Here is a 15,090-nt window from a genome sequence, read left to right as displayed (position 1 = left end):
CCCCCCCCGGACTCTCCGTGGGGGCTTTCTTTTCCCCATCCGTGGCACTGGCAACGCGCAATGGCATCTGCCTTGCAGCAAAGCGGAGTTTGTCTTTGATTTTTTTTAGTTTTTTAATGCTATTTTTGAAAATCTTTCAAGTGTTATTTAAGTTTGTTTATTAATTCTTCAATTTCTTTTTCAGTCTCTTTTGATGGAAAGAGAAATGTGGCTAGTTTTGGGCGAATTGCTATTGAAAAGATAATAATTCCAATGCATTTAAAAATGTCGGCGGATAAAAAATAAATCCAGTTAAGATTCTTATGGAATAAACTTTCAAAAAAATAATAAATGACAAATCCTATAAGGCATCCAAAAAGTATTCTAAAAAATATTTTAGGTGAAAACTTTTCTTCTATTATAGATGGAGATCCAGCGATGAGTCCAGAAATAAATGTGCTTGCGAATATTGCTGTGAAATTTCCTATTTGTTCTAAAGAAAATCCGCTGAGAATAAATTGCGCGATTATAAAAATCCCTGCGCTGCCTGCACCTTGAATTCCTCCTAAAATGCATCCAGAAAGAACTGCCGCCGCAATTTGAATGTTCAGTTCTAGAAAAAATCCACAGATAAAAATAATTGAAGCAAAGAAAACTGTTGTGCATCCGCGTATAATTTTTAACCTTGTAGTGGTTTTCATTTTAATTTCCTTATGATCTTTTTAAGAAATTTTCTTATTATTCTTCTGTTCACAAAAATGCTATCTTTTAATATGCAAAAAATTATGCACAAAAATACTGCGAAAATAAAAATGTATGCAAACCAGTCGCCCATAACTGAAAAAAATGTAATTTTTCTTTTGTAAATCGGAACGGAAATTCCCATGGAATCTTCTTTAAATAAAGGCAGTTCGTATAAAATTTTTCCTGTGGGGGCAACTGCTACGGAATATCCTGAATTTGCACAGCGAAGAAGAGTTGTCCTGTATTCGATTGCAAGATAGCTTGAAGCTATAAAGTGCTGCATTTCCGCGGAATTTGTTTTGCTCCAGGAATCGTTTGTGATGTTTATAAAAATTTCACTTCCGAGCTTGAAAAGATTTGTGCAAACTGAAGGAAATGAATCTTCAAAGCAAATTGGAGTGGAAAATTTCAAGAATGAAATTGGATTTTCCTGATTGTTTTCTGAAAATTTTATTCTTTCCTTTTGAATTGAATTTCCGTTTTTATCAAGCTTTATTTCTGCAAATTTTTCTCTTTTGAAATCTAGCGGCGTTTCAAATTCTTGGTTTCCCTTTAGCGGAATTTTGAACAGTGCATACTGAAATCCTGGTACTAGGCTTGAATAAAATCCGACAACATCTTTCATGAAAAAATTCATGACTGGATTTTCTGCATAAGGAATCCGCTCTGCAAATGGAACGAGTTGAATTTTGCTGTAGAATCCTGAAAAAATTCCGTTTTTGTCAAAAAGAATCGCGCTGTTTGTTCTTCTTCTTTTTTTTCGGTCTAAGGAAACTCCGCCGCCGATTAAAAATGGAGTTTGCGTACTAGCTATAAATTCCTTTAGGCTTTCATCTTCCGGAAAATGCGAATAATAATTTGCAGCTTTTGGAAAATTTTTTGAAAGAACGCCTTCACTCCAAATTACAAGATCAGTTTCTTTTCCTTGCTCAGAAAGCTGTCTGATTCCTTTTTTTGTAAGTTTCTTTGAAATTTCAATTGATTTTTTGTCTCCGCCTTCCCACGGATCTATATTTTGCTGAACAATTACTGCGTTTAAAAGTTTTTCAGGCCAGCGCGGAGTTAAAATTTGAATTACGCCATAAATTCCGCAGAGCGCAAAAACTGCTGCTGTAAATTTTGCGGCTTGGGCAAGCTGTTTGTTCACATTTTTAGCTTGTGTTTTATCTAAGAAATTTTCGCATCTCATTATTACTTCCGCGGCAAGTGAAGAGAAAAGCGCGTATAAAAATGTTATTCCCCAAACACCAGTTATGTCTGCAATTTGCGTAAAGATTTTCCAGCTGTAAGCCGCCATGAAAAGCGTTCCCCATGGATAGCCGAGCGCTCCAGTTGATTTTATGTATTCATATAAAATCCAGCAGGCGCAAAACCATAAAATCCTCTTGAAAATTTGATACGGGCAAAGGCCGGATTGTTCCTGAAGTTTTTTTGTTTTTGAAATTTTGCTTGGAAAAACGTGCATTATAATTCCGCAAAATCCGCCTTGAAATGCAGTTCCCAATGCGCTTGCTCCGAGCGTGAATGCTGCAAATCCATGGAAATTCGCTAGCCAATAGCTTGAAAGCAAATGCACCGTAAGTGTTTGTATAAAAAAAAGAAAGAAAGTTTGTTTGTATGATTTTGATTTATAGACTGCAATGTACAAGGGCGAAAGACAGAAAAGCGCGGTAAAAGGAGAACCAAACGGAAGAATTTCATTTGAAATAGAAATAGATTCAGTTGCTCCAGAAAAGATTGCACAAAAAACTTGTAAAAACAGCTGATTCATTGTATTATTTTAATGTCATATATAGAAAAAATCAACACGAACGGGAAGGGAATCATGGAAAAAGTCAGAGAAGCGCACCGCAAAGAATATGGAGTGGAGCCGGAAGTTGTAGCGGTTGCTCCGGGCAGATTCCATTTGGCTGGAGAACATACTTGGTTCTTCAAAGATAAAACTTTGTCTATGGCGGTAAATCTTCCTGTTTATGTTTCGGCATCTTTGAGAAACGATTCTTCATTTAAATTTTATTTTGTTCAGCTTGAAGATGAAAAGCATACGAATCTTTCTTCGCTGAAATTAAAAAAAGAAGATAAATGGGCAAATTCAATAAAATCTATTTTGTACGGATTTTCTAGCGGCGGATTTGAATTAAAGGGAATCGACTTTACTATTTATTCTGAAATTCTTCCTTCTGCCGGATTTGGAATAACAACCGCTGTAAAAGTTGCCGCTTGCTGGGCTATAAGGGAACTTTGCGGCTTAAAATGCAACCAGGACCAGATTCTTCAGGTTATAGAAAGAGCGAATAAAAATTTTCTTGGAACGGCAAATCATTCTGCTGACAGTTTTGCTGCGATTTTTTCAAAGGAAAATAATTTGGTTCTGACCGATTACGCAAAAAAATCCTGCGAGCTAGTTCCTTTCAATTTTAAAGGAAAAACAGTTTTGCTGACTGATGCTCTTGTGCCTAGAATCGTAACTTGGAATGAAGACAGTCTTATGCAGCCGGAGAATGTTTTGCTTTTAGGCGAACTTAAAGAAAGAAAGGCAAATGTTTTGGGCGGCTGGCAGTACGAGGAAGACAAAGCTGAAGTCAACGAAGTTCTAAGCGTTGTTTCAGAAGATACAAAACGCAGGCTTTTATGCGTAATGAATGAGCATAAATGTGTTCTTGACTGTGTTAATGCTATTCAAAAAGACGATTTTGCTTCTTTTGCGCGCTCTGTTAACCGAAGCCATCAGAATATGCGTGATTACGATATTTCTTGCCCTGAAATTGACTGGATTTTAAAAAGAGTCCATGAACTTGATGAAAATCCAGATGACTTAAGAAATCCTGTAAACTGCGGCCGAATAACAGGAAAAGGTTTTGGTCGCGGAATTTATACAATTTTAAGGGACAGCGATGTTGAAAAATACAAGGAAAAACTAGAAGAATACGAAAAAATATTCGGCTTTTCTCCAAAATGCTATTCTGTAAAGCCTGCGAATGGAGTCCGCCTTATATGAATATTTTGCTTACTAATGATGATGGAATTAATGCTGAAGGAATTCGACTTCTTGCTGCGGCTTTTTCAAAAAAACACAATGTTTTTATAGTTGCTCCTAAATTCAACAAGTCTGGCGCTTCGAGTCAAATGAACGTTGCTGTTCCGCTGGAGCTTAAAAAGGTGGACAAAGAAAACTGCTGCCTTTCTTATTATTTGGAAGGCTCTCCTGTGGATTGCGTGCTTTCTGCGTTAAAAGGAGAATATATTTCAGAAAAAATCGATGTAATTGTTTCTGGCATAAATGACGGACCGAATATTGGAACTGATATTGTTTATTCTGGAACTTGTGGTGCTGCTCGCCAGGCTTGTATTTCTGGAATTCCGGGAATTGCCCTTAGCATTGATTCAGCCTCAAAAGACGAATCCGACAAAAGCGGCTCTTTGTACTTTGAAAATCTTGCTGACTTTGCCTGTAAAAATCTTGATAAGCTTATTTCTCTTTGCGGAAATCTTACAATTTTAGATTCTATGCATAAATATTATAGAAATTTTGTCAACGTGAATGCGCCTGCAATGAAAAGCTACAAGGGCGCAAAGCTTACAGTTCCTTGCATAAGACGTTACTGGGAAACATTGGAGATTTCTGAATGTGAAAATGGATGCATGACTTCTAAGTGTGGAGGAGATGCCTGTGTCCATTCTTATGGTAATGATTTTGCGGATTTTAAGGCCTGCGAAAAAGGTTTTATTTCAGTCAGTGTTATTGAAACCGAGCCTAGCTATGCTGATATATCTTCTATAAAATGCGATTTTAATTTGTAAAAGGCGGAAAAATGGCAGAAGAAAACTATATGAAAGAAGGAATCTCTTTATATACAAAAGGAAATTATCCTGCTGCTTTGACATATTTTCTTTCACTTCCAGATGATTGCGGAGTGGATTCTGTGGAGCTTGCTTATTATTTAGGACTTTGCTATTCAAAGCTAAAGCGTTACGATGATGCTTTGCTTTACCTCGAGCAGGTAGTTACAGCTTCTTATGATAAGGACAGCACTTCGAACAAGGACAGAGTTTTACAGTGCCGCTATCTTTTGGCTGTTATTTATTGTCTTAGCGGAAGAAAAAAACTTGCTGATTTTGAATTGAATAAACTTTTAGACACTGGATATAAGCCGGCTTCAGTTTATGCTTCTCTTGCTTATGTTGCGTGGGAACAGGGAAAAATTGACTTAAGCCTTAGCTATTATGAAAAAGCCCTTGAAGATGACAGCGAAAATCCTACTGCGTTAAACGGAATGGGCTATGTTCTTGCTTGCGAAGGTGAAGATTTGGCAAAAGCGCTAAGTTGTTGCAAAAAAGCACTAGATATTTTGCCGGAAAGCGCAGCTTGCCTTGATAGCCTTGGCTGGGTTTATTATAAAATGGGACTTTATTCAGAGTCTAAAAAGTTTTTAAAGCGCGCTATGAAAGCCGACAGTTCAAACCCTATAATAATGGAGCACCTTCAGGAAGTTCAGAAGGCGGAAGAATAATGAAAAAAATATTTTTTGTTTTTATAGCTTTTATATTTTCAGCCTTTGCGCAGACAAATCTGCAAGATACGGCTAGCGCTGGGAATTTACGGTCTGCGAATTCTGGGTTTGCGGAAGAAGAATTCCGGCGTGGAGTTCAAAGCTATTACAGAGGCTCTTTTAATGAAAGCATTCTTGAATTTGAAAAGGCTCTTTCATATTTGCCTGGCGAGCCTTTGGTTCTTGACTGGCTTGGAAAAGCGTATTACCGTGCGGGAATAGAAGGAGCTGCGCTACAGCAATGGAATTATGCCAAGGAAGCTGGTTATGGCGGACTTCTTCTTCAGAATAGAATTGAAATTGTAAGCGACCGGCGTGTTACAGACTATGACTATGGATTTACCCAGCGTTTTACGGAATCAGGCTCTTATCCTAATGTGAATGGAAATAATCTCATTTACAGTCAGCCAGTTTCTTCTCTTTCAAATCACGATGGAAGCATTTGGGTTGTTTCCTACGGCACGAATGAGCTGCTTCAATTTGATGTGAACGGAACTGTGGTAAAAAGAAATAGAGGACCGATAAATGGATTTGACCGTCCAATGGATGTTATCCGCTTAAAAAATGGAAATTTGGCAGTTTCAGAGAGCGCAGGAGACAGAATTTCAATTCTTTCGGAAAATGGTTCATTTATAAAATACTTTGGTTCGCGAGGAAGAGGACAAGGACAGTTTGTGGGACCTCAGTATCTTGCAGAAGACGACTTTGGGAACGTTTATGCCACGGATTTTGGAAACGCACGAGTTGTTGTTTTTGATGCAGACGGAAACGGACTTTTGCATTTCGGTGAAAAAACAGAAGGCTTTGACGGTTTCAAGTCTCCAACTGGAATTGCGGTTTGTGGCGGAAGAATTTTTGTTGCAGACAGCGTGAAAGGCGGAATCTACGAATTTGACAAGGCTGGAAATTTCCTTGGAGTTCTTGTAAATGACGGAACTTTTTTGCGTCCTGAAAGTTTAAAGCAGTGGGGCAGCGATTATCTTTTGCTTACAGATAGAAACAAAGTTTATGCTGTTGAGCTTTCTTCCGGGGCTGTTTTTGAAAATGCCATTACAGGAAAAGGAAAAAGCCTGATTACAAGTGCGGTTTCGGATCGGAACGGAAATATAATTGTAACTGACTTTAAGGCAAATGAAATTTATGTAATGTCAAAAATGACAGAACTTGTGGGCGGTTTTTTTGTTCAGTTTGAGCGTGTGATTTCTGATAATTTCCCGGAAGTTATTGTTGAAGTCCGCGTGGAAAATAGAAAACGCCAGCCTGTTGTTGGATTAAAGCAGCAAAATTTCCTTATAACAGAAGGAAAAAGACCAGTTGAAAATTTTGTGCTTTTGGGCGAGGCGAATAACAATGACTTTGCTGACATTACAATTCTCATTGACCGTTCAATTTCAATGAAAAAATACGAAGAGCAGCTTTCTGGCGCGGTCAGGGAACTTGCAGCTTCAATGGACGCAAATGGACAAGTGTCGATTGTTTCAGCAGGAAAAGTTCCTGTTACAGAATTTTCAGGAAGTCCGTCTCAGCTTTCAGATTTTTCAGCAAAGGCTTTAAAAAACTCTTACACTGAAAATCCTGCGCTGGATCTTGCTGTGAGGCTTTCTGCAAACGGACTTGTCAATGCTGAAAAAAAACGCGGCATAATTTATCTTTCTGCTGGAGATTCAAAAAATACATTTACACAGTATGCTCTTTCAGATTTAACAGCTTATCTTAACAACAATGCAATTTCTTTTAGCACAGTTCTTTTGTCCCAAGCTTCGCCGTCAGAAGAAATTTCTTACATAACAGGAAACACAAATGGAACTTCTTACTATATATATCGTCCGGAAGGCTTGGAAACGGTGATAAAAGATATTGTTGATATTCCTTCTGGTTTGTATCAGTTTAAGTATACATCTTCTTTTGCGACTGAATATGGAAGAAAATATTTGCCTGTAGAAATTGAAACTTATCTTCTTAATCGTTCAGGCCGCGACGAAACAGGCTATTTTGCTCCGCTTCAGTAGATAAAAGACGCGCTTTTCTGACTTTAAGGGAAGGATTTTTTCTTTCCATTTCAAAAAGGGCTTTTTCTAGTTTTGCTTTTTTTGAGTTCCCAAAGTCGAATAGTTCTGCTTGCGTTGGTTTTTCGCTGTTTTCTATTCCGGAAAGTCCAACGCCCAAAAGCCTGATTCCTTTTCCTTTTTCATATTTTCTGTTGAAAATTCTTAAGCAGCGTTCAAGCAAATCATCTGCATTTAAAACTGGAATTTCTGAAGATTCTTGCGCAGTTATGGTTTTAAAGTCTTCGTATCTTATTCGGATATTTACGGTTTTTGCCTTGACATTTTCGGTGCGCATTCTCCAGATTAATTGCGCAGAAAGCTCCATAAATGCAGTTTCGATTGCATATTCGTTTGCCACATCGAATTCAAAAGTCCGCTCTACGCTTATTGAATGGCTCTTTGCTTCTTCGCCGAATGTGATTTCTTTTCCGCCGCGGACTGCATCATATAAAAATGTGCCCATTCCGTTTCCGAATACAGTAGTCAGCAAAGAAATTGACTTTCCATGAATATCTGCCGGTGAAAATATTCCCGCATTTTTTAGCCGTTCCCTTGTTTTTTTTCCTATGCCCCATATTTTTTCTATAGGAAGTGAAAGAATGAATTTTTCTTCTTCTCCTTTTTTTATGAATGTAATTCCGTCCGGCTTTTTATATCCAGATGCGATTTTTGCAACGTACATTGTGCTTGCAATTCCGACGCTTACTGTAAGCCCTGTTTGCTCTTTTACTTTTGCCTTTATTTTTTTTGCAATTTCCAGTGGCGGACCAAAAAGCTTTTCAGTTCCTGTAAGATCAATAAAAGCTTCGTCAATTGACATCTGGATTACTGACGGCGAAAATTCCTTGAAAATGCCCATTATTTTATGCGAAACTTCTGCATAACGTTTGTGGTTTCCGCGCAAAAAAATTGCGTTCGGGCAAAGTTCAACTGCTTTCGTTAAAGGAAGAGCAGAATGTACGCCGTATTTTCTAGCTTCATAAGATGCCGTTGAAACTACAGCCCTTCTGTCTCCTGGAATTCCGCCTACAATCACAGGCTTCCCCTTGTATTCAGGATGGTCGTGCTGTTCAACCGAAGCGAAAAAAGCATCAAGGTCAACATGAAGAAAAACTTTTTCAAATTCCATTTGCATTTTTTCCTTCATTTTTGATTTTTTCAGTAAAATGGATAATTTTTCCATTTAAGTCCATTATAAAAAGCTCAATTTGCGCTTCTAGCTGAAGTTCATTTTCTGACATAAATAAAATTTTCAGCTCATTTTCCGGGGCATCGGGAATTTCAATAGAAACTTTATTTTCTGAAATGAAATTGTAGTCAAAGTTGCATTCGTAAAACGGAAATCCTTCTTTTGATTCAAAAGTTGCAAAGCATCTTAGTATTTTGAATTCATTTTCTGGAACAATTTGCAGCTTGTTTTCAAAAATATCGAATTTTGCTTTTTTTGACCAAAGGAATTTTGCCGGATGAATTTCTGCATTTTCTATGATTTGCATCTGCTTTTTTTGTGGGGCTGAAAAATTTCCCTGCACAAATTTTGCGGCTGCAAAAAATACTGCGCATATAATTCCAGCTCCTGCAATCGAAACAAAAATTCCTTGTAAAAATAAAACTTTTTTGCTTGACTTGAATTCTTTTATGTGCGAAACCAAAATCAGTTTTATCCACTGAAAAATAAAAGGCAAAATGGCAAATGAAAAAATCAGGTTTTCAAAGAAAGTTGTGTCGGTAAGGTTTGAAATTTTTCTTTGGTCAATGTCAACAAAGACCGACGCTGCAATCCAAAGCAATGGAATTGTCATCAGAAAAATGCACGGAATGCTAAAAAAAAGAGACCGTCGCTTTCTAAAAAGAAAAACAATCAGATATTCAATGATAAATATGAACATTAAAGACAAATCCAACGCTGAAAAAATAAAGACATTCAGTGCGCTCAAAATAATTCCATGGAATCTGTTTGCAGAAAGTGAAATTCTAAAGTTGAACAAAATTTGCACAAAAACCAGCAAAAACATTGCAAGCACTGTAGGAAAAATTTTCAGTCCAAAGTAAAGAACTCCGTTTTCTGCTGTGAAAAAAAACACTTTCTGGAACAAAGTTAAAAATGCTGCTGTTATAATTATATATGCTGGAATTAAAAACCAGGTTCTTGACATATCTTTTAGAATCGCTTCGTTTTTTCCTGTGTATGTAAACGAGTAAAAGCATATAAAAAAAAGTACTGAAATTGTAAAAAAAAGATATATTGTAGTCAGCTGCGCTTCATTAAGCCAAAGTCCGTAAATTCCAAATGGAATAAAATTGTAATGCTTGTTCCAGGTTTGGCTTCTTGCGGAAATAAGATTGTCCTGAATATCAGAAAGTATGTTTGCGTCCTTTTGCGTGTGTCCTAGCGGAATTTCTGCGGCAGGAATATCGTTTTTTAGGAAAGCGGAAATCCGTCTGTTGTTTTTGTAGTACTGCGGCTTATATATGTACAGCATGGAAGTTTTTACTCCCATTGGCTTTTGGTTTTTAAGGCAAGACTTTTTGAGCGCCTGTACAATCCATTGCGGCGAAATTGTTCCTGCTCCTTCTGTAAAAATAAAAGGCGGCGCGTTTTTTTCATTTCGGATTAAAATTGCACAGGATGATTCTGACGAAAAAATGTTTTTTGCCAATTCTTCCGTTGCTGTTTTTGCAGCTTGAACTGAAGGCAATGGAAATGATTCATTGTCAGCAGTAAATGAAATTAAACAGTTATATGGAAGTTTTTTTTTGTAAGTTGAATTTATAAAGTCTGCAATAAACTCTTTTTTTTCTAAAAAGAATTCTTGGCTAAAGACAAAAAATACATCATAAATTCCGCTTTTGTTTGTATCATCTTCTTTGTTGCTTTTATCAGCAGGAATTTCTATGAGAATATTTTTTGGAAAATTTCCGGCGTTTGGCGGAGCAATGTCTTGGATTTCAAATGAAATTTTACTTTTTGTTAAAAAATCTTCTATTTCTTTTGTTGTGTAAATATTTAAGTTTGATTCAATGTTTTCTTGCGAAAAAAGATTCTGCGTAAAGATTGCTGCAAAAAAAAAGAGAAAACACATTGTTTTCAGCAGAAATTTTTTTCCCATAAACAAAGTTTACTTGAATTTTTCATTTTCTACAATATAATACATATAATATGTTTGCAAGTTAGGCGGCAATGTTGTATACTGTAAGCATTGTTAAAGTCATGTAAAGCAAAGGAGCTTTATCAAACGCATGTGTGCTGAAAAGAAAAAATTTATTTTGGATTTGCCTCTGAAAATTATTCTTACAGAAGAAGGCACATCTCATTTTTTAAGTCATAAAAAACAGCTTTTGAATCTGAAACTCGCAGATAACCGTTCGGCTCATGGCGTGAGCATGACATCTTTTTCACCTGGCTCTCTGCAGGACATGATTCTTTTGGGCTATATTTCCAAGATGGAAATTTCCATGCCGGAATTCGTTTCCCACCGCCAAGATGTTATGGATTTGTCCAAGCTGATTGTTTTTTCGATTTTGTATAAGCAGTTTGACAGCGAAATTTATGCGGCGATTATAAAATGTGAATGTATAAGACATCATAACAGGCAGAATCCTTCATCTCTTATTGATGAAAAAACTGTAATTCCGGAAAAACAACTTAGAATGACTCTTGCAATGAAAGATTCTACGATTCAGGCTGCAAAAAAGACAATTCTTGATCCAGTTTGGAAAAGCATAATGTCCAATTCTGAATACAGTCCGGAAGAAAAAAACGTCTATCTTCTTATGACTGAAAAGTTTTTGAACAGGCTCACTTTGATGAACTGGTACATAATTGTGAAATTTTATAAAACTGACGGTTTTAATGAAATTCTTTCAATTTTGCGCCAGCAGCTCGCTTCGTACATGACAAAATCAAAAGTTGCAGAATATATTTCGGTAATGGTCATGGAACTTGCCTTGAACAGCGAAAACAACAATGTAAAAAAGGCTGCAAAATATCTTTATCAGGGAATTGATAATTCGGATACGCTTATATTTGACCCGAAAATCCGCTCGGAAATTGTAAAAGAGCTTCAGCGTAAGCATGAGCTTGTTTTTCTTTCCTGGACTTTGGGCGGCGGTTCTATGTCAATTGGAAAGCAGGGACTTTTGCAAATCACATTGTACAATAAAGACGATGAATTTCAGGAAGTAAAAGAAAACATCGAAAGCAAAATGTCTGCGAATCTTAACAAAAAATCGCTGATTGACTTTTACCGCCAGATGCCGGATGGACAGGAAGGAACAGATTTGGGACTTTACTATTTGTCTTATCTGGAAGATGCCTGTAAAAAAGTCAATATTAAATTTGAATCAATTGTAAATCAGTCTTCATCCAGCGACCTTACCGTTATAAACTTGAAATTCAATTTTTAAGTTATGCGGAAAACTGCCCTGTTTGTTTTTATTTTTTCAGTTCTCTTTTTTTCGTGCTCACAAGACAGCGCGCAAGTTGCTTCTGCGGAATCTTCTGTGATTTTTGATTATAGTGAAAATCCACCTGATATGCGACTTTCTGTTTTTGTAAATTCTGAAAGCGATGTCAGGCTTGCTTCAAAAATTAAAATTGTGAATAAAGACTCAGGGCTTGAATGGAACTGCGATGAGCTTGTAAAATTTGAAGATAAAAACAAAAATTCCTGGGCTGGCTGTGCGAATATAGTTGCTGCTTTTGGAATGAAAATTCCTGCTGGAGAATATGTTTTAACCTACTTTGACATGGCGGGAGATGAAGAGAAAATTTCATTTTCAGTCGATTATCCTGAAAATATTTTAACTTTGACGAATAAAGATTTTCCAAACGGATTCGATAATTCAGAAAAAAAAATTGCCGTTTACACAAAAGACGGAGTTTTGCTTTATTATGGAAAGGAGAACAAAGAATGGGAAAACAGAAATTCCATTCTTGATGACTACAAAGATGCGGGATTTATCAGAACATGCTATACTTTAAAAAACGATTCTGTAATTTGCCTTATGCCTCCAGAAAGTTTGGAGCAGCAATATAACAATAACAGCGAGGAAACTGATGCCTAGTAACGACGCCGATGGGAATATTCCCACTGACAATTTAGAAGACCACAGTATTTTTAGACGCCCGGTTAGAACTTATGTGATTCGTGCTGGACGCATGACCGAAAATGAAAAGCGCAGCTATGAAGAGCTTCACCACGTTTGGTGTATTCCGTTTGAGCATAGAACGCTTAATTTTACAGATATTTTTAACAACACAAATCCAGTTACAATGGAAATCGGATTTGGAATGGGACACGCTACAGCTCAGATTGCGCAGGATAATCCGAACATGAATTATATAGGAAGTGAAGTTCATGTTCCTGGAGTTGGCCGTCTTCTTGGGGAAATAAAAAAACGGCAGCTGAAAAATCTTTATTTGATTGAATATGACGCGCTTGAAATCCTTGAAACTATGATTCCTGGCAATTCTCTTGCAGGCTTTCATATTTTCTTTCCAGACCCTTGGCCAAAGAAAAAACACCATAAACGCCGTTTGCTTCAACGTCCTCGCACGGATCTGCTTGTTTCAAAATTATCTCCCGGCGGATATATTTATTTTGCAACTGACTGGGAAGAATATGCTGTAAGCGCGCTTGAAGAGCTTTCATGTACAGAAGGCATTCATAATAAATACGAAAAATTTGCGCCTCATCAGGAATGGAGGCCAAGAACAAAATTTGAGCAGAAAGGGCTTGATGCCGGTCGTGAAATTTTCGAGCTTGTTTTTGTAAAAGATGAGGAATAGCCCGATGGAGCTTTTTGATGTTGAGGAATGTAAAAAGTCAAATGATGAAGCCTTAAAAAAATCCTCTGTAAAAAGAATTTCTGAGCTTGAAAAACTTATAGAAAAGTACCAGGCTTCGTATTATAACGGCGAGGCTGAAATCTCTGATGCGGAATTTGACAAGCTTTGGGACGAACTAAAATTGCTGGACAGCGCAAATCCTATTCTTCATAAAGTTGGCGCAGATTCCGGGAATTTTCAAAAAGCTCCTCACGTAATGCCAATGGGCAGCCAGGAAAAAGCCGCATCTCCAGAGGAATTTCTTGACTGGGCAAAAAAACACGACTATTCAGAATATCTTGTTGAATACAAGCTTGACGGCGCCTCCCTTGAGCTTCAGTATGCGGACGGAATTTTTTTGCGTGCCGTTACAAGAGGAGACGGAGCTGTAGGAGATGTGATTACAGCGAATGCAAAAAAAATGCAGGGCGTTGTTCAGACGTTAAAGGAAAAGTTTACAGGCGGAATCCGAGGAGAAGTCATAATGACTCATCAGGTTCACGAAAAATTTTTTTCTGACAAAGCTAACTGCCGCAATGCCGCGAATGGACTTATGAAACGCAAAGACGGCGAAGGCAGCGAAAATCTTACATTGATAACTTACGATGTCTGGGCTTCCGAAGGAAAGCAGCCGTTTACTGATGAAGAAGGAAAACTTGATTTTTTGCAAAGAAACGGATTCAATGTTGTTCCTCTTAAAATTTGCAAAAATGCTCAGGAAGTTATAGATTACCGTTCTTCTGTAATGGAGCTTAGAAAAAAACTTGACTATGACATTGACGGACTTGTTGTAAAAGAGCGGGCTGTGAATCACGAAGATGCCTTGCGCGACAGACCTGATCGCCAGATTGCTTTTAAATTTAGCCTTGAAGAAGCAGTTTCCGTTATAAGGAACATTGAATGGAATGAAACTGGCGCAACTTATACTCCAGTCGCAGTTTTTGATCCTGTTGACTTGAACGGAACGACTGTAAAAAGAGCTAGCCTTGTAAATCCGAACCTTATACGCGCATTGAATGTAAAAATCGGAAGCCATGTTGTTGTTGTAAAGCGCGGAGAAATAATTCCAAAAATTGTTAGCGTGCTTCCAGAGCAAGAAAATCTTCCTCCTGTAAAGATTCCTGAAAAATGCGCTTGCTGCGGAACTGCTCTAATTGATGAAGGCACAAGGCTTTTTTGTCCAAATAAAAACTGTGAAAAACGGATTCTCCATCAGCTTTTAAAATGGATAAATGTCATTGACATTCGCGACTTAGGCGAAACTTTAATCACCAGTCTTTTTAAAACAAAAAAGGTCCGCTCAATTTCGGATTTATATTCTTTGACTGCCAGTGATTTAGTTCCGTACTTTTTGAATTCGGAAAGCATGGAAAAAGAAAAAAGGTCTCTTGGCGCGGAAAAAGTTTTTGCTTCGATTCAGTCAAGAAGAAAAATTTCACTTGCAAAATTTATTGCGGGATTTGACATTGAAGGAATAGGCGAAACTGTTGTTGAAACTTTGATTGCAGGCGGCTTCAATACTTTGCAGAAAATTTTCGATGCGAAAGAAGAAGAAATTGCCGGCGTCTATCGTTTTGCAGAAACTTTGGCGCATACTCTTGTTGAAGGAATTCAAGAAAACCATGAAGAAATGCAAAGCCTTGTTTCAAGCGGAACTATTTCTGTTGTTGAAGGAACTGCGCAGGGAAAACTTGCAGGCAAGTCGTTCTGCTTTACAGGCGAGCTTTTTTCCATGAAGAGGCAAGATGCGCAGAATCTTGTAAAACAAAATGGCGGAGCAGTGAAGTCTTCTGTTGTAAAGGGCTTGAGCTTTCTTGTTACAAACGACACTTCTTCCGGCTCTTCAAAAAATAAAAAGGCAATGGAGCTTGGAATTCCTGTCATAGATGAAAAAGAATTCCTTGCCCTTATTGATATGTCGAATGTCGAGTTTTAATAA

12 protein-coding genes are annotated in these 15,090 nt (G+C 37.4%); 8 read left to right on the top strand and 4 right to left on the bottom strand.

Features of this window, described 5'->3' with window-relative positions:
• Window positions 1–143: 143 nt before the first annotated feature.
• Together B4C08_RS07845 and lnt are read right to left on the bottom strand one after the other, a co-directional pair.
• Window positions 144–680, bottom strand: coding sequence for a hypothetical protein (locus B4C08_RS07845; RefSeq protein WP_296664281.1), 537 nt, complete (start codon window positions 678–680; stop codon window positions 144–146).
• Window positions 677–2,494 (bottom strand): apolipoprotein N-acyltransferase, encoded by a 1,818-nt coding sequence (gene lnt / locus B4C08_RS07840; protein ID WP_296664280.1) that lies wholly within the window; start codon window positions 2,492–2,494, stop codon window positions 677–679. Before lnt ends, B4C08_RS07845 begins: the two co-directional genes overlap by 4 nt.
• Window positions 2,495–2,548: 54 nt before the next feature.
• On the opposite strand from lnt, the gene B4C08_RS07835 reads away from it, so the two are divergent.
• The 4 genes from B4C08_RS07835 to B4C08_RS07820 are packed head-to-tail and all read left to right on the top strand — an operon-like array spanning window position 2,549 to window position 7,282.
• The gene (locus B4C08_RS07835) at window positions 2,549–3,721 is read left to right on the top strand and encodes a galactokinase (protein WP_296664279.1); all 1,173 of its coding nucleotides are present in this window, start codon (window positions 2,549–2,551) and stop codon (window positions 3,719–3,721) included.
• A complete protein-coding gene (gene surE, locus B4C08_RS07830) occupies window positions 3,718–4,524 on the top strand; it encodes a 5'/3'-nucleotidase SurE (protein WP_296664278.1) in 807 nt (268 codons plus the stop codon). Before B4C08_RS07835 ends, surE begins: the two co-directional genes overlap by 4 nt.
• 11 nt (window positions 4,525–4,535) lie before the next feature.
• Complete coding sequence (locus tag B4C08_RS07825) at window positions 4,536–5,234, top strand: tetratricopeptide repeat protein (protein WP_296664277.1); 699 nt, start codon at window positions 4,536–4,538, stop codon at window positions 5,232–5,234.
• On the top strand, window positions 5,234–7,282 hold the full coding sequence (locus B4C08_RS07820) for a hypothetical protein (RefSeq protein ID WP_296664276.1): 2,049 nt from the start codon (window positions 5,234–5,236) through the stop codon (window positions 7,280–7,282). The genes B4C08_RS07825 and B4C08_RS07820 overlap by 1 nt, the downstream gene beginning before the upstream one ends.
• Here the strand turns inward: B4C08_RS07820 and dinB are convergent.
• Window positions 7,233–8,450: a DNA polymerase IV gene (gene dinB, locus B4C08_RS07815; protein WP_296664275.1), complete on the bottom strand. Its 1,218-nt coding sequence runs from the start codon at window positions 8,448–8,450 to the stop codon at window positions 7,233–7,235. The genes B4C08_RS07820 and dinB overlap by 50 nt on opposite strands.
• Window positions 8,440–10,431 (bottom strand): hypothetical protein, encoded by a 1,992-nt coding sequence (locus B4C08_RS07810; protein ID WP_296664274.1) that lies wholly within the window; start codon window positions 10,429–10,431, stop codon window positions 8,440–8,442. Before B4C08_RS07810 ends, dinB begins: the two co-directional genes overlap by 11 nt.
• A gap of 130 nt (window positions 10,432–10,561) precedes the next feature.
• Here B4C08_RS07810 and B4C08_RS07805 point away from each other — a divergent pair, with 130 nt between their 5' ends.
• The 4 genes from B4C08_RS07805 to ligA are packed head-to-tail and all read left to right on the top strand — an operon-like array spanning window position 10,562 to window position 15,087.
• Entirely contained in the window at window positions 10,562–11,728 is a 1,167-nt protein-coding gene (locus B4C08_RS07805) for a hypothetical protein (protein WP_295798076.1), read from the top strand.
• 3 nt (window positions 11,729–11,731) lie between these two features.
• On the top strand, window positions 11,732–12,388 hold the full coding sequence (locus tag B4C08_RS07800; RefSeq protein ID WP_296664273.1) for a hypothetical protein: 657 nt from the start codon (window positions 11,732–11,734) through the stop codon (window positions 12,386–12,388).
• A complete protein-coding gene (gene trmB / locus B4C08_RS07795; protein ID WP_296664272.1) occupies window positions 12,381–13,112 on the top strand; it encodes a tRNA (guanosine(46)-N7)-methyltransferase TrmB in 732 nt (243 codons plus the stop codon). The genes B4C08_RS07800 and trmB overlap by 8 nt, the downstream gene beginning before the upstream one ends.
• 4 nt (window positions 13,113–13,116) lie before the next feature.
• The gene (gene ligA / locus B4C08_RS07790) at window positions 13,117–15,087 is read left to right on the top strand and encodes an NAD-dependent DNA ligase LigA (RefSeq protein ID WP_296664271.1); all 1,971 of its coding nucleotides are present in this window, start codon (window positions 13,117–13,119) and stop codon (window positions 15,085–15,087) included.
• Window positions 15,088–15,090 lie beyond the last annotated feature (3 nt).

Source organism: Treponema sp. UBA753, assembly GCF_002297325.1.
Classification (GTDB): Bacteria; Spirochaetota; Spirochaetia; order Treponematales; family Treponemataceae; genus Treponema_D.
Note: the sequence above shows the minus strand (reverse complement) of the source record. Positions and strands in the feature narration are given on the sequence as shown.

What these genes read in the sequence shown, in the direction of transcription:
- B4C08_RS07825 (WP_296664277.1), top strand. Translation starts at nt 4,536, where the DNA reads ATGGCAGAAGAAAACTATATGAAAGAAGGAATCTCTTTATATACAAAA.
- trmB (WP_296664272.1), top strand. Translation starts at nt 12,381, where the DNA reads ATGCCTAGTAACGACGCCGATGGGAATATTCCCACTGACAATTTAGAA.
- B4C08_RS07835 (WP_296664279.1), top strand. Translation starts at nt 2,549, where the DNA reads ATGGAAAAAGTCAGAGAAGCGCACCGCAAAGAATATGGAGTGGAGCCG.
- B4C08_RS07805 (WP_295798076.1), top strand. Translation starts at nt 10,562, where the DNA reads ATGTGTGCTGAAAAGAAAAAATTTATTTTGGATTTGCCTCTGAAAATT.
- B4C08_RS07845 (WP_296664281.1), bottom strand. Translation starts at nt 680, where the DNA reads ATGAAAACCACTACAAGGTTAAAAATTATACGCGGATGCACAACAGTT.
- B4C08_RS07820 (WP_296664276.1), top strand. Translation starts at nt 5,234, where the DNA reads ATGAAAAAAATATTTTTTGTTTTTATAGCTTTTATATTTTCAGCCTTT.
- surE (WP_296664278.1), top strand. Translation starts at nt 3,718, where the DNA reads ATGAATATTTTGCTTACTAATGATGATGGAATTAATGCTGAAGGAATT.
- ligA (WP_296664271.1), top strand. Translation starts at nt 13,117, where the DNA reads ATGGAGCTTTTTGATGTTGAGGAATGTAAAAAGTCAAATGATGAAGCC.
- B4C08_RS07800 (WP_296664273.1), top strand. Translation starts at nt 11,732, where the DNA reads ATGCGGAAAACTGCCCTGTTTGTTTTTATTTTTTCAGTTCTCTTTTTT.
- B4C08_RS07810 (WP_296664274.1), bottom strand. Translation starts at nt 10,431, where the DNA reads ATGGGAAAAAAATTTCTGCTGAAAACAATGTGTTTTCTCTTTTTTTTT.
- lnt (WP_296664280.1), bottom strand. Translation starts at nt 2,494, where the DNA reads ATGAATCAGCTGTTTTTACAAGTTTTTTGTGCAATCTTTTCTGGAGCA.
- dinB (WP_296664275.1), bottom strand. Translation starts at nt 8,450, where the DNA reads ATGGAATTTGAAAAAGTTTTTCTTCATGTTGACCTTGATGCTTTTTTC.